The sequence below is a fragment of the Pseudomonas moorei genome (assembly GCF_042846945.1).
Lineage (GTDB): Bacteria > Pseudomonadota > Gammaproteobacteria > Pseudomonadales > Pseudomonadaceae > Aquipseudomonas > Aquipseudomonas moorei.
Map to the genome: position 1 here is coordinate 6,273,254 of NZ_AP035776.1, position 14,077 is coordinate 6,287,330.

Annotated in this window: 15 protein-coding genes; 10 read left to right on the forward strand and 5 right to left on the reverse strand. The window is 56.3% G+C overall.

Annotated features, from left to right (window positions below):
• Positions 1-59 precede the first annotated feature (59 nt).
• The 4 genes from ACGJAX_RS29265 to ACGJAX_RS29280 form a co-directional block, all read right to left on the reverse strand.
• Positions 60-251, reverse strand: a complete 192-nt coding sequence (locus ACGJAX_RS29265) for a DUF1289 domain-containing protein (RefSeq protein ID WP_390957006.1) — start codon at positions 249-251, stop codon at positions 60-62.
• A 3-nt stretch (positions 252-254) separates the two neighbouring features.
• Complete coding sequence (locus tag ACGJAX_RS29270) at positions 255-626, reverse strand: hypothetical protein (RefSeq protein ID WP_390960025.1); 372 nt, start codon at positions 624-626, stop codon at positions 255-257.
• A 144-nt stretch (positions 627-770) separates the two neighbouring features.
• On the reverse strand, positions 771-1,913 hold the full coding sequence (locus ACGJAX_RS29275) for a nickel/cobalt efflux transporter (protein WP_390957007.1): 1,143 nt from the start codon (positions 1,911-1,913) through the stop codon (positions 771-773).
• 7 nt (positions 1,914-1,920) lie between these two features.
• The gene (locus ACGJAX_RS29280) at positions 1,921-2,214 is read right to left on the reverse strand and encodes a metal-sensing transcriptional repressor (protein WP_390957008.1); all 294 of its coding nucleotides are present in this window, start codon (positions 2,212-2,214) and stop codon (positions 1,921-1,923) included.
• Positions 2,215-2,429: 215 nt separating this feature from the next.
• Here ACGJAX_RS29280 and ACGJAX_RS29285 point away from each other — a divergent pair, with 215 nt between their 5' ends.
• A complete protein-coding gene (locus ACGJAX_RS29285; RefSeq protein ID WP_390957009.1) occupies positions 2,430-4,481 on the forward strand; it encodes a VTT domain-containing protein in 2,052 nt (683 codons plus the stop codon).
• A 64-nt stretch (positions 4,482-4,545) separates the two neighbouring features.
• On the opposite strand, the gene ACGJAX_RS29290 is transcribed toward ACGJAX_RS29285, so the two are convergent.
• Complete coding sequence (locus ACGJAX_RS29290) at positions 4,546-5,085, reverse strand: hypothetical protein (RefSeq protein WP_390957010.1); 540 nt, start codon at positions 5,083-5,085, stop codon at positions 4,546-4,548.
• 376 nt (positions 5,086-5,461) lie between these two features.
• On the opposite strand from ACGJAX_RS29290, the gene ACGJAX_RS29295 reads away from it, so the two are divergent.
• From ACGJAX_RS29295 to copD, 9 genes are all read left to right on the forward strand, one after another.
• Positions 5,462-5,857 (forward strand): hypothetical protein, encoded by a 396-nt coding sequence (locus ACGJAX_RS29295; protein ID WP_390957011.1) that lies wholly within the window; start codon positions 5,462-5,464, stop codon positions 5,855-5,857.
• A gap of 101 nt (positions 5,858-5,958) precedes the next feature.
• The gene (locus ACGJAX_RS29300; protein ID WP_390957012.1) at positions 5,959-6,396 is read left to right on the forward strand and encodes a hypothetical protein; all 438 of its coding nucleotides are present in this window, start codon (positions 5,959-5,961) and stop codon (positions 6,394-6,396) included.
• 119 nt (positions 6,397-6,515) lie between these two features.
• Positions 6,516-6,767 carry a DUF2933 domain-containing protein gene (locus tag ACGJAX_RS29305; RefSeq protein ID WP_390957013.1) on the forward strand — a complete coding sequence of 84 codons (252 nt, stop codon included), beginning with the start codon at positions 6,516-6,518 and terminating at the stop codon, positions 6,765-6,767.
• 3 nt (positions 6,768-6,770) lie between these two features.
• On the forward strand, positions 6,771-9,119 hold the full coding sequence (locus tag ACGJAX_RS29310) for a heavy metal translocating P-type ATPase (RefSeq protein WP_390957014.1): 2,349 nt from the start codon (positions 6,771-6,773) through the stop codon (positions 9,117-9,119).
• 114 nt (positions 9,120-9,233) lie between these two features.
• The gene (locus tag ACGJAX_RS29315) at positions 9,234-9,506 is read left to right on the forward strand and encodes a cation transporter (protein ID WP_390960026.1); all 273 of its coding nucleotides are present in this window, start codon (positions 9,234-9,236) and stop codon (positions 9,504-9,506) included.
• Between the two features lie 267 nt (positions 9,507-9,773).
• Positions 9,774-11,639: a copper resistance system multicopper oxidase gene (locus tag ACGJAX_RS29320; RefSeq protein WP_390957015.1), complete on the forward strand. Its 1,866-nt coding sequence runs from the start codon at positions 9,774-9,776 to the stop codon at positions 11,637-11,639.
• A gap of 9 nt (positions 11,640-11,648) precedes the next feature.
• Positions 11,649-12,581 (forward strand): copper resistance protein B, encoded by a 933-nt coding sequence (locus ACGJAX_RS29325; RefSeq protein WP_390957016.1) that lies wholly within the window; start codon positions 11,649-11,651, stop codon positions 12,579-12,581.
• Between the two features lie 77 nt (positions 12,582-12,658).
• Positions 12,659-13,045, forward strand: a complete 387-nt coding sequence (gene copC, locus ACGJAX_RS29330) for a copper homeostasis periplasmic binding protein CopC (RefSeq protein WP_390957017.1) — start codon at positions 12,659-12,661, stop codon at positions 13,043-13,045.
• Between the two features lie 3 nt (positions 13,046-13,048).
• On the forward strand, positions 13,049-13,987 hold the full coding sequence (gene copD / locus ACGJAX_RS29335) for a copper homeostasis membrane protein CopD (protein WP_390957018.1): 939 nt from the start codon (positions 13,049-13,051) through the stop codon (positions 13,985-13,987).
• The last annotated feature ends 90 nt before the right edge of the window (positions 13,988-14,077 follow it).

A 14,077-nucleotide genomic window follows, 5' to 3' on the forward strand; every position in this document is an offset into this window, starting at 1 on the left:
CAAGCGATGCTCATCAGTTTCCGATAACAAGCACAAACGGCCTTGCTCAGAATCGATAATCACAGAGATTTAGGTGTTCTTTTTTGCATGCTTTTCAGACGCAGAGTCGCACGCTGCACGGCGGCCATCTTTTCTGGGCGCTTCATGCGCTTCCATTTTTTGATGTCTTCCTTGGTGCGACCACAGCTCAGGCACAGTTCGCTGTTCAGTTGGCAAACAGAAATACAGGGGTTTTCGATATCCTTGGCCATGCTTCAACTCTCCGCAAAACGTTTGAGCGCGAAGCGCTGCTGCCAGTCACCAGCGTTCACCTGCCGACATTGCTCTTCACTATCGAAGTGCAGGTGAGCCATCACTTGAGTGATGTAAATACCCGCTGCGAGTAACGCCCGAGTGGTCAGTTCAAGCATCCGTTTGTCTTGTCCGCAGGCAAGCGCTTGATTCCTGCTGGCATGGGTCTCGAAAATCCAAACAATCATAAGACTGGATGGGAACAGCGCGTAATCCACCTCGTGAGTCAACCAGGAGAAACCCACAATCTCCGCTTTGGCCGTCTCGCAGGCCTCGGTGAGGGTGGTAATCAGGCGACGCTCAAGTTGTGCCTGTTCGCGTTTGCTCAAAAGCATATATCGATCCTCACTTTCATCTCGGCGGTGCTGCGTATGTTGGGGGGAGGACAATTTCCCGACCAACATCAACCGATTGGCAACGCCAAATACTTCGAGGAACAAGCCGAAGGAAGCGTTGAGTTCAAACACTCGGACGTCGCCTTATGCGTTCAGGCCGATCCAACCATGGATGCCCACGTAAAGGCCGACGCCGATGATCAATACGCTGGATAGGTAAGGTGCGCGACGAGCAACGGTACTCAGCCATGGCCAACGATTGGAGGCTTGTTTGGCCCCAATTGCTGCGGCAACACCAACAGCGACCAAGGTGAGAGCCAAACCGATGCTGAAGCACAGAACCAGCATGCCACCCAGCGCTACCTCTTTAACCTGAAGGCAGAGCAGCAGAACGGTAATGGCGGCAGGACAAGGGATCAAACCACCCGTCAAACCAAACATGACGACCTGGCCCGTGGTGACTTCCCGGTTGGTGAACCGCTTGCGGATATCATTGGCATGCGCACGCTCATGAGCATCCTGATAGACGTCAACCGACAACTCCAAGCCTTCCTGGTCGGAATGTACATGCCCGTGATCATGCTCCTGGTAATCGAGGTCGTAATCATGGGAGTGACCCGCATGCCCAATACTCAAGCGAGCACTAAATTCATGAGGCTCTGGAATATCGATCGTCGATTCCAGGAAACCTTTGCGCTCGATAAATGAAAACGTTTGAGTGCTGCCGTCTGGACGGGTAGTAGTAAGACGAACATCGGATGCAGGCCACGCATGCCCGGACAATGCCTTCAGGCGCCAGTGCGGTGGCGTACCCTCTTCAAAAATCGAAAGCTCGATACGGCCATGGCCCGTGTCAATTCGATGAGTCTCATCATGATGACCATGACTATGACCATGGTCGCCGTGGTGGTGATCATCACCTTGCTCGAACTTGAACATCTGCTCGCCACGCCAGGTACGCCACAGCATCCAAAGCGCAATCAGAATGATCACGGCGGAGGATGCAATCTGGAAGTAAGGCTCCGTGGTTTGAGCATCCAGGCCTTTGCCCAGGTACATACCAACGATGGCGACCAACCAGACCACTGCAGTGTGCGACAGCGTCGCGGCCAATCCCAAAAACACAGCCTGTTTGACCGAGCCACGGATGGCCACGATGAAGGCCGCCATCATGGTTTTTGAATGGCCTGGTTCCAGGCCATGCAAGGCGCCGAGCAAGATAGCACTCGGAAAATACAGCCCGGCGTGAGCCCCGCCCTGTTGCAGCAGTTCAGCGAAATTGGGCATGACAGACCTAGAGGTACTTGGTGATTTGTTTGAATGCTTCCAGTGGCGCGCGCTCGCCATTGTTCAAGGCCGAGACAGTGTCTTCCAGGCAGTGATCAATGTGATCCTGGATGAGCGTGCGCTTGGCCTGGCATATAGCTTTTTCGACAGCATGCAGTTGCTGGGCAATGTCTACGCACTCTCGACCCTCTTCGATCATGCTGATGATGCCGCGTAAATGGCCGTCCGCCCGCTTGAGCCGCTTGATGATCGCCTCATGACTCTGGTGGGTATGGGAATGGACGTGTTCATGCTCACTCATGATTTGAGCCTCAGGCCGCACTGAATTGCGCCGGCATCCTATCCCCCCCAGGGGGATATGGTCAAACACATCCATGACGCTGCATTCGGGACGTTTTGAAAGCGCATAGTAGAGTTCCCCGCTAACGTGACACCTGCTTCATATCAATTGTGCGATCTGACGGGAAGAACGTTCCTTGATCGCCTTACGGCCGACATTGCACAGGTTGCCCGCGAATGATGACGTCCCTGGTCTCATCGATCATCGAGTTTCTCACGACGAATCCGCATGTTGCCTATCTGGCGGTGTTTCTTCTGGCACTTTCTGAGTCAATCCCGATTGTCGGCGCTGTCGTTCCCGGCACAGCCGTGATCCTCGCGCTCAGTGCCTTGGTGCCGAGCGGCGTATTACTCCTCTGGCCATTGCTGATCGCCGCCACATTAGGTGCCATCGCGGGTGATGGTCTTTCGTTCTGGCTCGGGCATCGATACCACCGCGAAATTCTTGGTTTCTGGCCTTTAAATCGCCACCCCGAACTGATTCAGCGTAGCGAGGCCTTTTTCCAGCGTCACGGCGTCAAGAGTGTATTTTTCGCGCGTTTCGTACCAGGCGTCCGAGCCTTCATCCCGCTACTCGCTGGAATGATGGGCATGGCAGTTAGTCGATTCTATGCCGTCAATGTTGCCTCGGCGCTCGTTTGGGCTCCCTCGCATATCCTGTCCGGTGTACTCGTGGGTGCAACGTTCAGCATTCTCGGGGCGGCAGCAAAGCCACTTGCGATTCTATTGGTCGCTCTACTCATCACGGGCTGGATACTTCTGCATATCGTGCGCTGGGCATTACGTCGAGGCGTCCTCTACTTCATCGACACTCTGGAACGGCTGCGATACTGGGCAGGCGCCCACGACAATTGGTTGGGCCGCAGTCTCAGCCATTTACTCGATCCTTCGCGGCCCGAAGCACGAACTCTCACATTGTCAGCCGTCCTTCTATTCGGTGCAGCCTGGCTCTTCTTTGGCGTCCTTGAGGATGTCGTCACCGGTGACCCCTTGTTGCTCGTCGACAGCGCGATATACCACGTGCTCCAGGAGCTTCGTACAGCCCCAGGCGACGCGGTAATGATCGCTATTACTGAACTCGGTGACACCACGGTCGTGGCAGCGGTAACGATGGTTGTCTTGTTATGGCTCATGTGGAAACGCGCCTGGCGCACAGCGGCCTATTGGCTGATTGCGATTGCCGGCGCCTCAGCACTCAACTCGGTCATCAAAGTGGCGTTGCATCGAGCTCGCCCCGGCGAGCTTCTCTATTCCGGCTGGAGTGCATTTTCCTTTCCTAGTGGCCATAGCACGGTCAATGTCGTGCTCTACGGTTTCCTCGCGTTTCTCATCGCGCGCGATCTCCATCCGGCATGGCGCCTCGTGGTCGCTCTCGGCGCAGCAATCCTGATATTTCTGATCGCCTCTTCGCGCCTCTACCTCGGTGCGCATTGGTTTTCCGACGTAATTGGGGGATTGGCATTCGGGTCGGCTTGGCTGGCGCTGCTCGGGCTGTCCTACCTACGGCGCCAAGTTAGACGCATTGAGCCAAAAGGCTTGTTCGCCGCCGGTTGTTCAGCACTGATTCTCGCCGGGGGGCTCAATATCTATCGTAGCCATGCGACCGACAGCGACCGCTATGCTGTCAACGTAAGGACTCCGTCCATGGCCACCACCGATTGGTGGGCGTCGGGTTGGCAACAACTACCGGCACGGCGTATCGATCTGACTGGCGAGATGAATGAGCCACTAACGTTCCAGTGGGCTGGTGATCTGAGCGAATTGCAAGATGTCCTGCAGCGTAATGGGTGGCGCGACTCAGCGGCCTGGACAACTCTGAATGCCCTGAATTGGCTTTCCGTCCAGACCGACCCGGCAGCTCTTCCGGTTATTCCACTTTTCGCCAGTGGTCGCTTCCCCAGTCTGACGCTCGTTCGACTGAACAGTGGGGGCGCACTCACCAGTTCACGCCTCGTGCTTCGAGTGTGGGTCGTCGATTTTGAGCTCACAAACGGGCGTACTTCATCGCTGTGGATGGGATCAGTTGTCGAGGAGCGTATCTATCACCCCGTGCCCCTCATCACGTTGACGTCGACACAGCCTGGTGTAAATGCACCACGAAGCACACTAGCTGTCGCTTTTGACGATGGACGACTTCTTCCTCGTCCCCCAGGAACAGCAAATGGGGATTGGGATGGCGATGTCCTGCTAGCTCGTCACGGTAAGACACAGAAATCGATGTCCGATTGATAGCGGCGAATATGGACTAGCAAGTACATTGCCGATACCGGCGTCTTTCGGCTTACGGCAGAAATCATTTACCTTGCACCACTCGAACATGCGCATGGCTGATGGCTTTGTAGACGCGAATCAATCTTAAAATCGGCCACCAGTCATATAGAAAAATCTGCAGCGGTCGCCACATCGCCACCCAGCCAACGATCACCAGGCTTTCGCGCGCCATGCCGACTACAGCGCCAGTACCAAGTTGGCCGATTACATCCACGGCAATCAGGCAAAGGGTAACAAAGGCGATGCCGATCACCAGACTGATTCGGCCATCTCGAAGGAGGTGTTTTAACTCACTGCGCGTGATGCCTGCCTTATGATCAAAGTAATTGTGGATTGCCTCGATCATGATCGCACTTGGATCGCCTTCTGCTGGTAGGTGCTCAAGGTGGATTGTGATACGAAGCCGGCTGTCCGACGAAAATTCCGCAGCCCAAGTTTCAATGAACGCTTCAGCTTCGCGATCGAGATCCTTGTTAAGAAAAGGTGTCGGATCCATCGAGTTAAACAACTGCCCAAGCTCGCGTACTCGAAGTTGAAGGTGATGCTCAGGTTTTTTTCTCATGGGACTTACCGATTGTCATGCATTGGCAGTTTCGAGTTGTGCGACTCGCTTTCGCTGCGCCTCAGTCCTTACGCAGCGCTCTGATCGCCGCCGGCATCAACGTCAAACCTTAGCTCCAATTTACCTACAGCCTGCCGATGAACAGCCGGCGAGGATGGCCTGCATCCAAGAAAGCTGAGTTTAGTTTTGCCGAAATAAACCGACTCGGGAAGATTGCACTCTCGGCATCATGACCACCGCAACACCTGCTTGCCGAGCAACAGCCTTGCTGCCCAAGCGCACCTAAAAACCCACTTACCTGATTGAAGTCAACTCTGCGACTGCCTGGATGTCTACACTGGAACAACTAGGGACTAACAAGCCCGTGGAGCACGTCATGTATTGGTTCCGTCATCACTACCGCAATCTTTTGCGACTCACCCTAGGGGTGTGGGTGTTGGCTGTGATCGTGACGGTATTTCACGGCTGCCTGGTGCAGCCGCAGCACAGCCTGAGTGCAACGCACGAGAAGCCTTCCACGCTGCAACAGGTGGATGAACATGCGCTGCATGCCAGCGGCTGCCTTAAGCATTGTGCCGATGCAGCAAACACGATCAGTCCCGCATCGCAGATCCCGACACTGGATCTCGCCAGTTTGGCGCTTGCCTTGCTGTTACCTGCGATGCTGCTGCTTATCCCCGCTCAAACATTAACCTTCGCTGCACTCGCACTGAAGCGCCCCGCGCCATCGGGGCCTCCAGCCCGCCTGATATTCGTCCGTTTCAACGATTAATCCGACTTTCAGGGAGGTCACACCGTGGCCGCTCTGCTTCATTGCGCCAATTCGGCGCGGCTTAGTAGTTCCTACTTATCTCTAAATACCCGGAGTTCACCATGCAAACACAATTGAAACTGGTTCTTGCCGCCATTTTGGCCAGTAGCGTCTTCATGGCTTCTGCCGAAGATGAGCATCACCCTGCCGACGCACCTGCCAGCGCAACGACTGCCAGCGCACCGTCCGAGTCGGCGATGAATAAAGCGATGAGCGAGCAAATGCAGAAAATGCAAGCGGCTCATGACAAAGCTGCTGCGGCGAAGACGCCAGCCGAACGGCAAGCAGCTATGCAAGAGGGCATGAATACGATGAAGGACAGCTTGGCAATGATGAGTAAGCAGCAAGGTGCTGCTGGTTGTACGGGTATGGAGATGGGCTCAGGGATGGGGATGACTGGCTCCAAGGACGGTATGGGTATGAGTAAAGGAATGATGGAGATGATGATGAAAATGATGGATCAGCAGTCGTCGATGATGGACATGCCAATGAAGAAGTGACGACCGCTATCCACCAAGGATTGCGGCGCTGGCAATGCAAAGGCGGTGTCGCCGTGGCCAGCATGGCCTGGGTGACACCGCCGTACTACTAGACATCACTCCCTCAGGAGTACAAAGCCATGATGAACTCACCACATTCAGCTAACACCTCTCCAGCATTTTGGAGGAGCAAACCCGGTATAGCGCTGGGCATGCTGTTGGTGATCGCGCTGTTTTATCTGGCCAGAGAACACTACGGCCATATGCTGGGCTTACTGCCTTATATGATTTTGCTGTTGTGTCCGCTGATGCATTTTTTCGGGCACCACCACGGTGGACACAGTCATCACGGCGCAAGCTCAGACTCAACCAAGGATGCGAACAGGAGTTAGCCCATGCACGCCCCTGAGCTTCGTCAAGACGACCCAATACACAAGCCTGAACCCACCGGTTCCCATGACCCGGTATGTGGCATGACCGTCAGTAACGAAAGCCAGTTCAGTACGGAATACAAGGGGCAAAACTATCGGTTCTGCAGCCGGAAATGCCAAACGACCTTCAGGGCAGAGCCCGAGCGATATCAAATATCTCCGACTGAAATTGAACACGTCCATCAGGCACCAGCAGAACCGTTAACGAGTGCCACTGAATACACCTGTCCCATGCATCCGGAAATCCGCCAGTTCGGCCCTGGCGTCTGCCCCAAGTGCGGCATGACCTTAGAGCCGGTGATTCCCGAGTTGGAGGAAGAAGAGAACCCGGAACTCAAGAACTTCACCCGGCGCTTTTGGTGGACATTGCCACTGACCGTGATCGTTACCGCGCTGGCCATGGGCGGCCATGCCCTGATGCTGTTCCACGGCGCCACGCAGAACTGGATTGAGCTGGGGCTGGCCACTCCCGTCGTGCTTTGGGCTGGCTGGCCGTTTTATGTACGCGGCATACATTCGGTAATTCAGCGCAGTCCGAACATGTGGACACTGATCGGCCTCGGCACGGCAGCGGCTTTCATTTACAGCGTCGTCGCCACCCTGACCCCCAGCGCCTTCCCCAGCAACTTCATGATGGACGGTCGAATCGGCGTGTACTTCGAGGCTGCGGCTGTGATCATCTCACTCACCCTGCTCGGCCAGATGCTTGAACTCAAGGCGCGCTCGCAAACCTCGGCGGCCATCAAGTCACTGCTTGGACTGGCCCCCAAAACTGCACGACGGATCAATGCCGACGGCACGGAAGAAGACATCCCCCTTACGCACGTACACAGCGGCGATACGTTACGTGTGCGACCAGGCGAAAAAGTGCCCGTCGACGGTCAGGTGCTGCAAGGCGAAAGCGCTGTGGATGAGTCGATGCTCACTGGCGAACCGATACCGATCATGAAGAGGGCCGGGGACGCGCTGATCGGCGCAACTCTCAACATCCACGGCAGCCTGGTGATGCAAGCGCAGAAGATAGGATCGGCCACCCTGCTCGCACAAATCGTGCAGATGGTTGTTCAGGCCCAGCGCTCGAAGGCGCCGATGCAGCGCCTGGCTGATGTAATCGCCGGTTACTTCGTGATCGTGGTGATAACCATCGCGGCACTGACTTTCCTCGGTTGGGGACTATGGGGGCCTGAGCCAAGCTGGGTATTTGGCCTGATCAACGCTGTCGCAGTGATGATCATCGCCTGTCCCTGCGCCCTTGGCCTAGCGACACCCATGTCGATCATGGTCGCCACCGGCAAGGCCGCTGGCAGCGGCGTCTTGTTTCGTGATGCCGCTGCCATCGAAAATCTGCGCAATATAGACACCTTGATTGTCGACAAGACGGGCACCCTCACTGAAGGGCGGCCAGCGTTCCACAGCGTCGAAGCTGTATCTGGATTTCCTCAGGATGAAGTACTGCGCCTGGCTGCGAGTCTTGATCAGGGCAGCGAGCACCCGTTGGCCCGCGCCATCGTCGATCAGGCACGCGCCGCAGGTCTGACACTGAGCCCACCTGAAACCTTTGAGTCGGCCTCAGGTATTGGAGTAAGCGGTCAAGTCGAGGGCCGTCGCCTAAAGTTGGGCAATACGGCGTTGATGCAAGAGGCTGGCGTCACCACCGAGAGCTTGCAAACGCAGGCCGAGAAGCTACGCGGCGATGGCACGAGCATCATGTACTTAGCTGTCAATGGCGCCCTGGCAGGCTTGCTGGCTGTAGCCGACCCCATCAAACCCACCTCGAAGCTGGCGGTCGAGCGCCTGCAGGCGGATGGCGTCAAAGTCATCATGGCCACTGGCGACGGCCTTACCACGGCGCGTGCGGTCGCTCTGCATTTGGGTATCGAGGAGGTACATGGAGAGGTCAAACCGCAAGATAAAGAACGTCTGGTCGCGTCTCTGCAACAAGCCGGACACCGTGTGGCGATGGCCGGCGACGGCATTAATGATGCCCCTGCACTGGCACGCGCTGATGTAGGAATCGCCATGGGCACTGGCACTGACGTGGCGATGAACAGCGCTCAGGTCACCCTGGTCAAAGGCGATCTGCTCGGTATCCTGCGTGCTCGCAGCCTTTCCGTAGCAACGGTGAGAAACATGCACCAGAACCTGACCTTCGCCTTCCTCTACAACGCCATGGGCATCCCATTGGCCGCCGGCTTGCTCTACCCGCTTACCGGTCACCTTTTGTCACCGCTAATTGCCGCACTAGCCATGAGCGTGAGCTCGGCGTCGGTGGTATTCAACGCGTTACGCCTGCGCCAGGCGTCCATTAATTGAGTGATAAAGACCGCTTGACCTTGCCATAGCAGCAAGGTTGAAGATCAGCCAACGTCATAGAAAAGCCGAATGCCTCAGTCTTTGCATGATGCATTTTGTTATGAGGAATCACCGATGAAAACCGTTGAACTGCAAGTCCAAGGCATGAGCTGTGGCTCATGTATCAAACACGTCACCGAAGCGTTGCGCCCACTTGAAGGCGTCAGCGACATATCAGTGGATCTCCAAGCCGGACGGGTGAAGGTCAGCGGCGATTCGGACAGCCATGCGCTGCTTACAGCCCTGCAGGACGCTGGCTATCCAGCACAGCTGGCGACAATGGAAAGCGTAGCGAGTAAGAAAGCCTCAGGTTGTGGTGGGAACGGCGGCGGTTGCTGCTGTCGGTAAGCGCTATTTTTAAACGGCAATTGACGACTACTTTAGGGCTGGCCAGACACGGCCTATCAAAACAAGACAAATCTATCGGTGCCGCTCAATCGCAGCCCAGCCAAATTGCCGTTGCCAACCTGACGCAAATGTAATCACGCGCCGCCTGATGATGTGACATCGTGCTCGAAAAATGGCGCCTGGAACCGACTATCTGTAGCGAGCCATGGCCGTACTATGGCAGCGGTTCCGTATCTGCCTGGACTCAGACTTACTGGATACCCCCCGATGCATTCCAGAACATCAAGACGCACTTTCGTGAAAGCCTTGGCGGCAGGCGGGGTACTCGCAGGCTTTGGGCTGTGGCGCAGCCCGGTGTGGGCAATTACCAGTCAGGGGCAGCCGAATGTGCTCGCTGGCACTCATTTCGATCTGACTATCGGGGAGATGGGGGTGAACTTCACTGGCACGCCCCGCACCGCCATGACCATCAACGGTAGCCTCCCCGGCCCGATATTGCGCTGGCGTGAAGGCGATACGGTGACGTTGCGGGTCAGGAACCGGCTGAAGGAAGACACCTCGATCCATTGGCACGGCATCATTCTGCCGGTGAACATGGACGGTGTACCGGGTCTGAGTTTTCACGGCATCGAACCGGGCGGCCTGTACGTTTATTCGTTCAAGGTCAAACAGAACGGCACCTACTGGTATCACAGTCATTCCGGGTTCCAGGAGCAGGTCGGCGTCTACGGCCCGTTGGTCATCGATGCAAAGGATCCCGAACCCTTCAGCTATGACCGTGACTATGTGGTGATGCTGTCCGACTGGACGGATGAAGACCCCGAGCGGGTCATGAAGAAACTCAAGAAACAATCCAGTTACTACAACCTGCACAAGCGCACCGTCGGCGACTTCATTGATGACGTCGGTAAGAACGGTTGGTCTGCCACCGTCGCGGATCGGAAAATGTGGGCTGAAATGAAAATGAACCCCACCGATCTTGCTGACGTTAGCGGCGCCACCTACACCTACTTGCTTAACGGGCAGGCTCCCGATAGCAACTGGACAGGTATTTTTAGGCCCGGAGAACGGCTACGCCTGAGGTTCATCAACGGCTCGGCGATGAGCTACTTTGACGTGCGTATTCCTGGGCTGAAAATGACTGTCGTCGCCGCAGACGGGCAGTACGTGAAACCGGTGAGCGTCGATGAGTTCCGCATCGCCGTGGCCGAAACCTTTGATGTGATCGTCGAACCCACCGAAAACGCATACACCTTGTTCGCCCAGTCGATGGATCGTACCGGTTTCGCAAGAGGTACTCTGGCTGTACATGAAGGGCTCTCAGCTCCTGTGCCTCCCCTGGATCCACGTCCGTTGATCACGATGAGCGACATGGGCATGGGTGATATGGCCGGCATGGATCATGGCGATATGAAGGGTATGACCCAGGACTCTATGCAAGGCATGGAGGGTATGGATCACAGCCAAATGTCGGCCGGCGACGACAAAGGCATGCAGGGTATGACGGGCATGGACGGTGGATCGATGCAGAGCATGGATCACAGTCCGACGCCAGGCTCGGCAGACACGTCAGGTCACTCGATGTCGGGCATGAGCGGCATGAACTCGATGGAGCCTCACCCGGCCTCGGAAGCGAATAACCCGCTGGTCGACATGCAGGCGATGAGCCCCACACCGAAACTCAACGATCCTGGCATGGGATTGAGAAACAACGGTCGCCGGGTACTGACCTACTCAGACCTGAAGAGCACCTTCGAAGATCCCGATGGCCGCGAACCAAGCCGCACCATCACCCTGCACCTGACCGGACACATGGAAAAATTCTCGTGGTCTTTTGACGGCGTCAAATTTGCGGATGCCGAGCCACTTCATCTCAAATATGGAGAGCGCATCCGAGTAGTTCTAGTCAACGACACCATGATGATGCATCCCATTCATCTGCATGGCATGTGGAGTGACTTGGAGGATGAGAACGGTGACTTCATGGTTCGCAAGCACACCATCGACATGCCGCCTGGCACCAAACGCAGCTACCGCGTGACCGCCGACGCCCTGGGGCGATGGGCCTACCACTGCCACCTGATGTACCACATGGAAATGGGCATGTTTCGCGAAGTCCGTGTGCAAGAGTAGGAGCCAGACATGAACTTCGAAAGAACCGCAAAACCGCTACTCGCCGGCCTTGCCATCCTGGGGATGGGTGTCATGCCATTTGCATATGGGCAGACCGAGCTGATGCAAGGCATGGACGGCAAGCAGATGCAGGACATGGATCATTCCCAAATGCCGGGTATGGATCACTCTCAGATGCAGGGCATGGATTACAGCCAGATGCAGGGTATGAAACCCGCAGCGCCCCAGCAAAGCCGTACACCAATTCCGGCGCTCACCGATGCAGATCGCGCGGCGGTGTTTGAAAGCCATGCCGGCCACCAGATGCACGACAGCTCGATCAACTCATTTTTCCTGATCGATCAACTCGAATGGCAAGACGCTGACAAGGGCAGTGCATTACGTTGGGAAGCCAACGGCTGGATTGGCGGTGACACGGATCGTCTCTGGCTGCGCACCGAAGGCGAACGAACCAATGGCGTGACCGAAAGCGCTGAGCTTCAGGCACTCTGGGGTCACGCCGTGAGTCCCTGGTGGGACGTGGTCAGCGGTGTGCGACAAGACTTCAAACCTGGCGCACCCCAGACATGGGCGGCACTGGGGCTGCAAGGCATGGCGCTCTACGACTTCGAAACTCAAGCTACCGCTTACCTGGGCGAGGCTGGCCAGACCGCGATGCGGCTCAAGGGCGACTACGACATTTTGCTGACCAACCGTTTGATTCTGCAACCCACTGCTGAAATCAACCTCTATGGCAAAAACGACCCGCAACGGGCCACAGGCTCCGGGCTGTCGGACACCGAGGTCGGCCTGAGACTGCGCTATGAAATACGCCGCGAGTTCGCACCTTACTTCGGCGTGACCTGGAACCGCGCCTACGGCAAAACGGCGGATTACCGCCTTGAAGAAGGCGAAGACCAGAGCGATACGCGCTTTGTCGTCGGTGTACGAATGTGGTTCTAAACCCGACCGATAGATACACCCCACATCCATTCAATCAGTAACACCCCACCCACGGCCCAGGCCGTCAGGAGCCTTGCATGTCATCGTTTAAAGCCCTCGGTGTTGTCGCTGCACTCAGCATCGGTTTGTTGTTGAGCGCTGCTGCCCAGGCGCATCCAAAACTACTGTCCTCTACCCCGGTCAATGGCGCCACCGTGGCTGCACCGGCAAAAATCGAACTGAATTTCTCAGAAAAGCTCACCACCCAGTTTTCCGGCGCGAAACTGATCATGACCGAAATGCCGGGCATGTCCGCCCACTCCCCCATGGGTGTCAAAGCGAGTGTCGCGGGTAGCGCCGATCCGAAAATGATGGTTATCACCCCGGCAGCACCGCTCACACCTGGCACATATCAGGTTGAGTGGAGGGCGGTTTCTTCCGATACCCACCCGATCACAGGCACCGTGACCTTTAAAGTCAAGTGATCCATGGACGACTCAATCTACATTAGCCTTCGCTTCGCGCTCTATATCGACCTGATGCTGCTCTTCGGGCTGGCACTGTTTGGCCTGTACAGTCTCAAAGGAAAGGAACGCGCAGACGGTGCCGTGTTGAATTTTGGGTCGTTACTGGGGGGAACTGCCCTTATCGGCATACTGCTATCGATGGCGGCCATGCTCCACATGGCCAAGACGATGAGCGGTATGTCCAGCGTCATGGAACTGCATCACCACATCCTGCAGATGATGCTGATGGACACTGACGTCGGGTTGACCTGGATGGCCCGAATAGCCTCGTTGACGGTGGCGGTCATCGCCGCGACTCTCAATCGACGAGCCCCGGCATTGAGCCTCTGGCTGGTCACAGTGTGTGGGGCCATCGCCCTCGCGACGCTGGCCTGGACAGGGCATGGCGCCATGGATGAAGGCAGTCGACGCTACCTGCACTTCACCAGCGATATTGTCCATCTTCTGGGTGCAGGCAGCTGGTTGGGTGCACTCGCCGCATTCGCGCTGTTATTGCGCTCGACCCACCTCACAGGCGATCTGCAGATACGGCTGCTGGCACGAACGCTGACTGGTTTCGAATTAGCGGGGACGCTTATCGTCGCAACCCTGGCTATCACCGGGATCGTCAACTATCTGATGGTTGTCGGGCCAGCATTCGAGACGCTGACATCCAGCACGTACGGGGCCCTGTTGTCTTTGAAGGTCTTCTTGTTTGCGGGGATGCTGGTATTTGCGGCGGTGAACCGCTTTCACCTGAGCCCGCTGCTTGAGCGATCCATTCAGTCAGGTACTCACACCATCGCCATCAACGCTTTACGGCGGAGCATGATTCTAGAGTTTTCGGTCGCGGTGATCATTATGGGCCTGGTTGCCTGGCTCGGCACACTCAGCCCAGAGATGGAGATGTCAGCTGAGTAACCCGTGAAGTGAATGCAGGCAGTGCTTCCCAATATTCTATGTTGAGCCTGTGCGTCCGCGCTGAGTCGGCTGTAGAAACTACATCAGCTT

Bases quoted from the DNA above. Each gene is read 5' to 3' on its own strand.
- ACGJAX_RS29265 (WP_390957006.1), bottom strand. From the start codon at position 251: ATGGCCAAGGATATCGAAAACCCCTGTATTTCTGTTTGCCAACTGAAC.
- ACGJAX_RS29270 (WP_390960025.1), bottom strand. From the start codon at position 626: ATGCTTTTGAGCAAACGCGAACAGGCACAACTTGAGCGTCGCCTGATT.
- ACGJAX_RS29275 (WP_390957007.1), bottom strand. From the start codon at position 1,913: ATGCCCAATTTCGCTGAACTGCTGCAACAGGGCGGGGCTCACGCCGGG.
- ACGJAX_RS29280 (WP_390957008.1), bottom strand. From the start codon at position 2,214: ATGAGTGAGCATGAACACGTCCATTCCCATACCCACCAGAGTCATGAG.
- ACGJAX_RS29285 (WP_390957009.1), top strand. From the start codon at position 2,430: ATGATGACGTCCCTGGTCTCATCGATCATCGAGTTTCTCACGACGAAT.
- ACGJAX_RS29290 (WP_390957010.1), bottom strand. From the start codon at position 5,085: ATGAGAAAAAAACCTGAGCATCACCTTCAACTTCGAGTACGCGAGCTT.
- ACGJAX_RS29295 (WP_390957011.1), top strand. From the start codon at position 5,462: ATGTATTGGTTCCGTCATCACTACCGCAATCTTTTGCGACTCACCCTA.
- ACGJAX_RS29300 (WP_390957012.1), top strand. From the start codon at position 5,959: ATGCAAACACAATTGAAACTGGTTCTTGCCGCCATTTTGGCCAGTAGC.
- ACGJAX_RS29305 (WP_390957013.1), top strand. From the start codon at position 6,516: ATGATGAACTCACCACATTCAGCTAACACCTCTCCAGCATTTTGGAGG.
- ACGJAX_RS29310 (WP_390957014.1), top strand. From the start codon at position 6,771: ATGCACGCCCCTGAGCTTCGTCAAGACGACCCAATACACAAGCCTGAA.
- ACGJAX_RS29315 (WP_390960026.1), top strand. From the start codon at position 9,234: ATGAAAACCGTTGAACTGCAAGTCCAAGGCATGAGCTGTGGCTCATGT.
- ACGJAX_RS29320 (WP_390957015.1), top strand. From the start codon at position 9,774: ATGCATTCCAGAACATCAAGACGCACTTTCGTGAAAGCCTTGGCGGCA.
- ACGJAX_RS29325 (WP_390957016.1), top strand. From the start codon at position 11,649: ATGAACTTCGAAAGAACCGCAAAACCGCTACTCGCCGGCCTTGCCATC.
- copC (WP_390957017.1), top strand. From the start codon at position 12,659: ATGTCATCGTTTAAAGCCCTCGGTGTTGTCGCTGCACTCAGCATCGGT.
- copD (WP_390957018.1), top strand. From the start codon at position 13,049: ATGGACGACTCAATCTACATTAGCCTTCGCTTCGCGCTCTATATCGAC.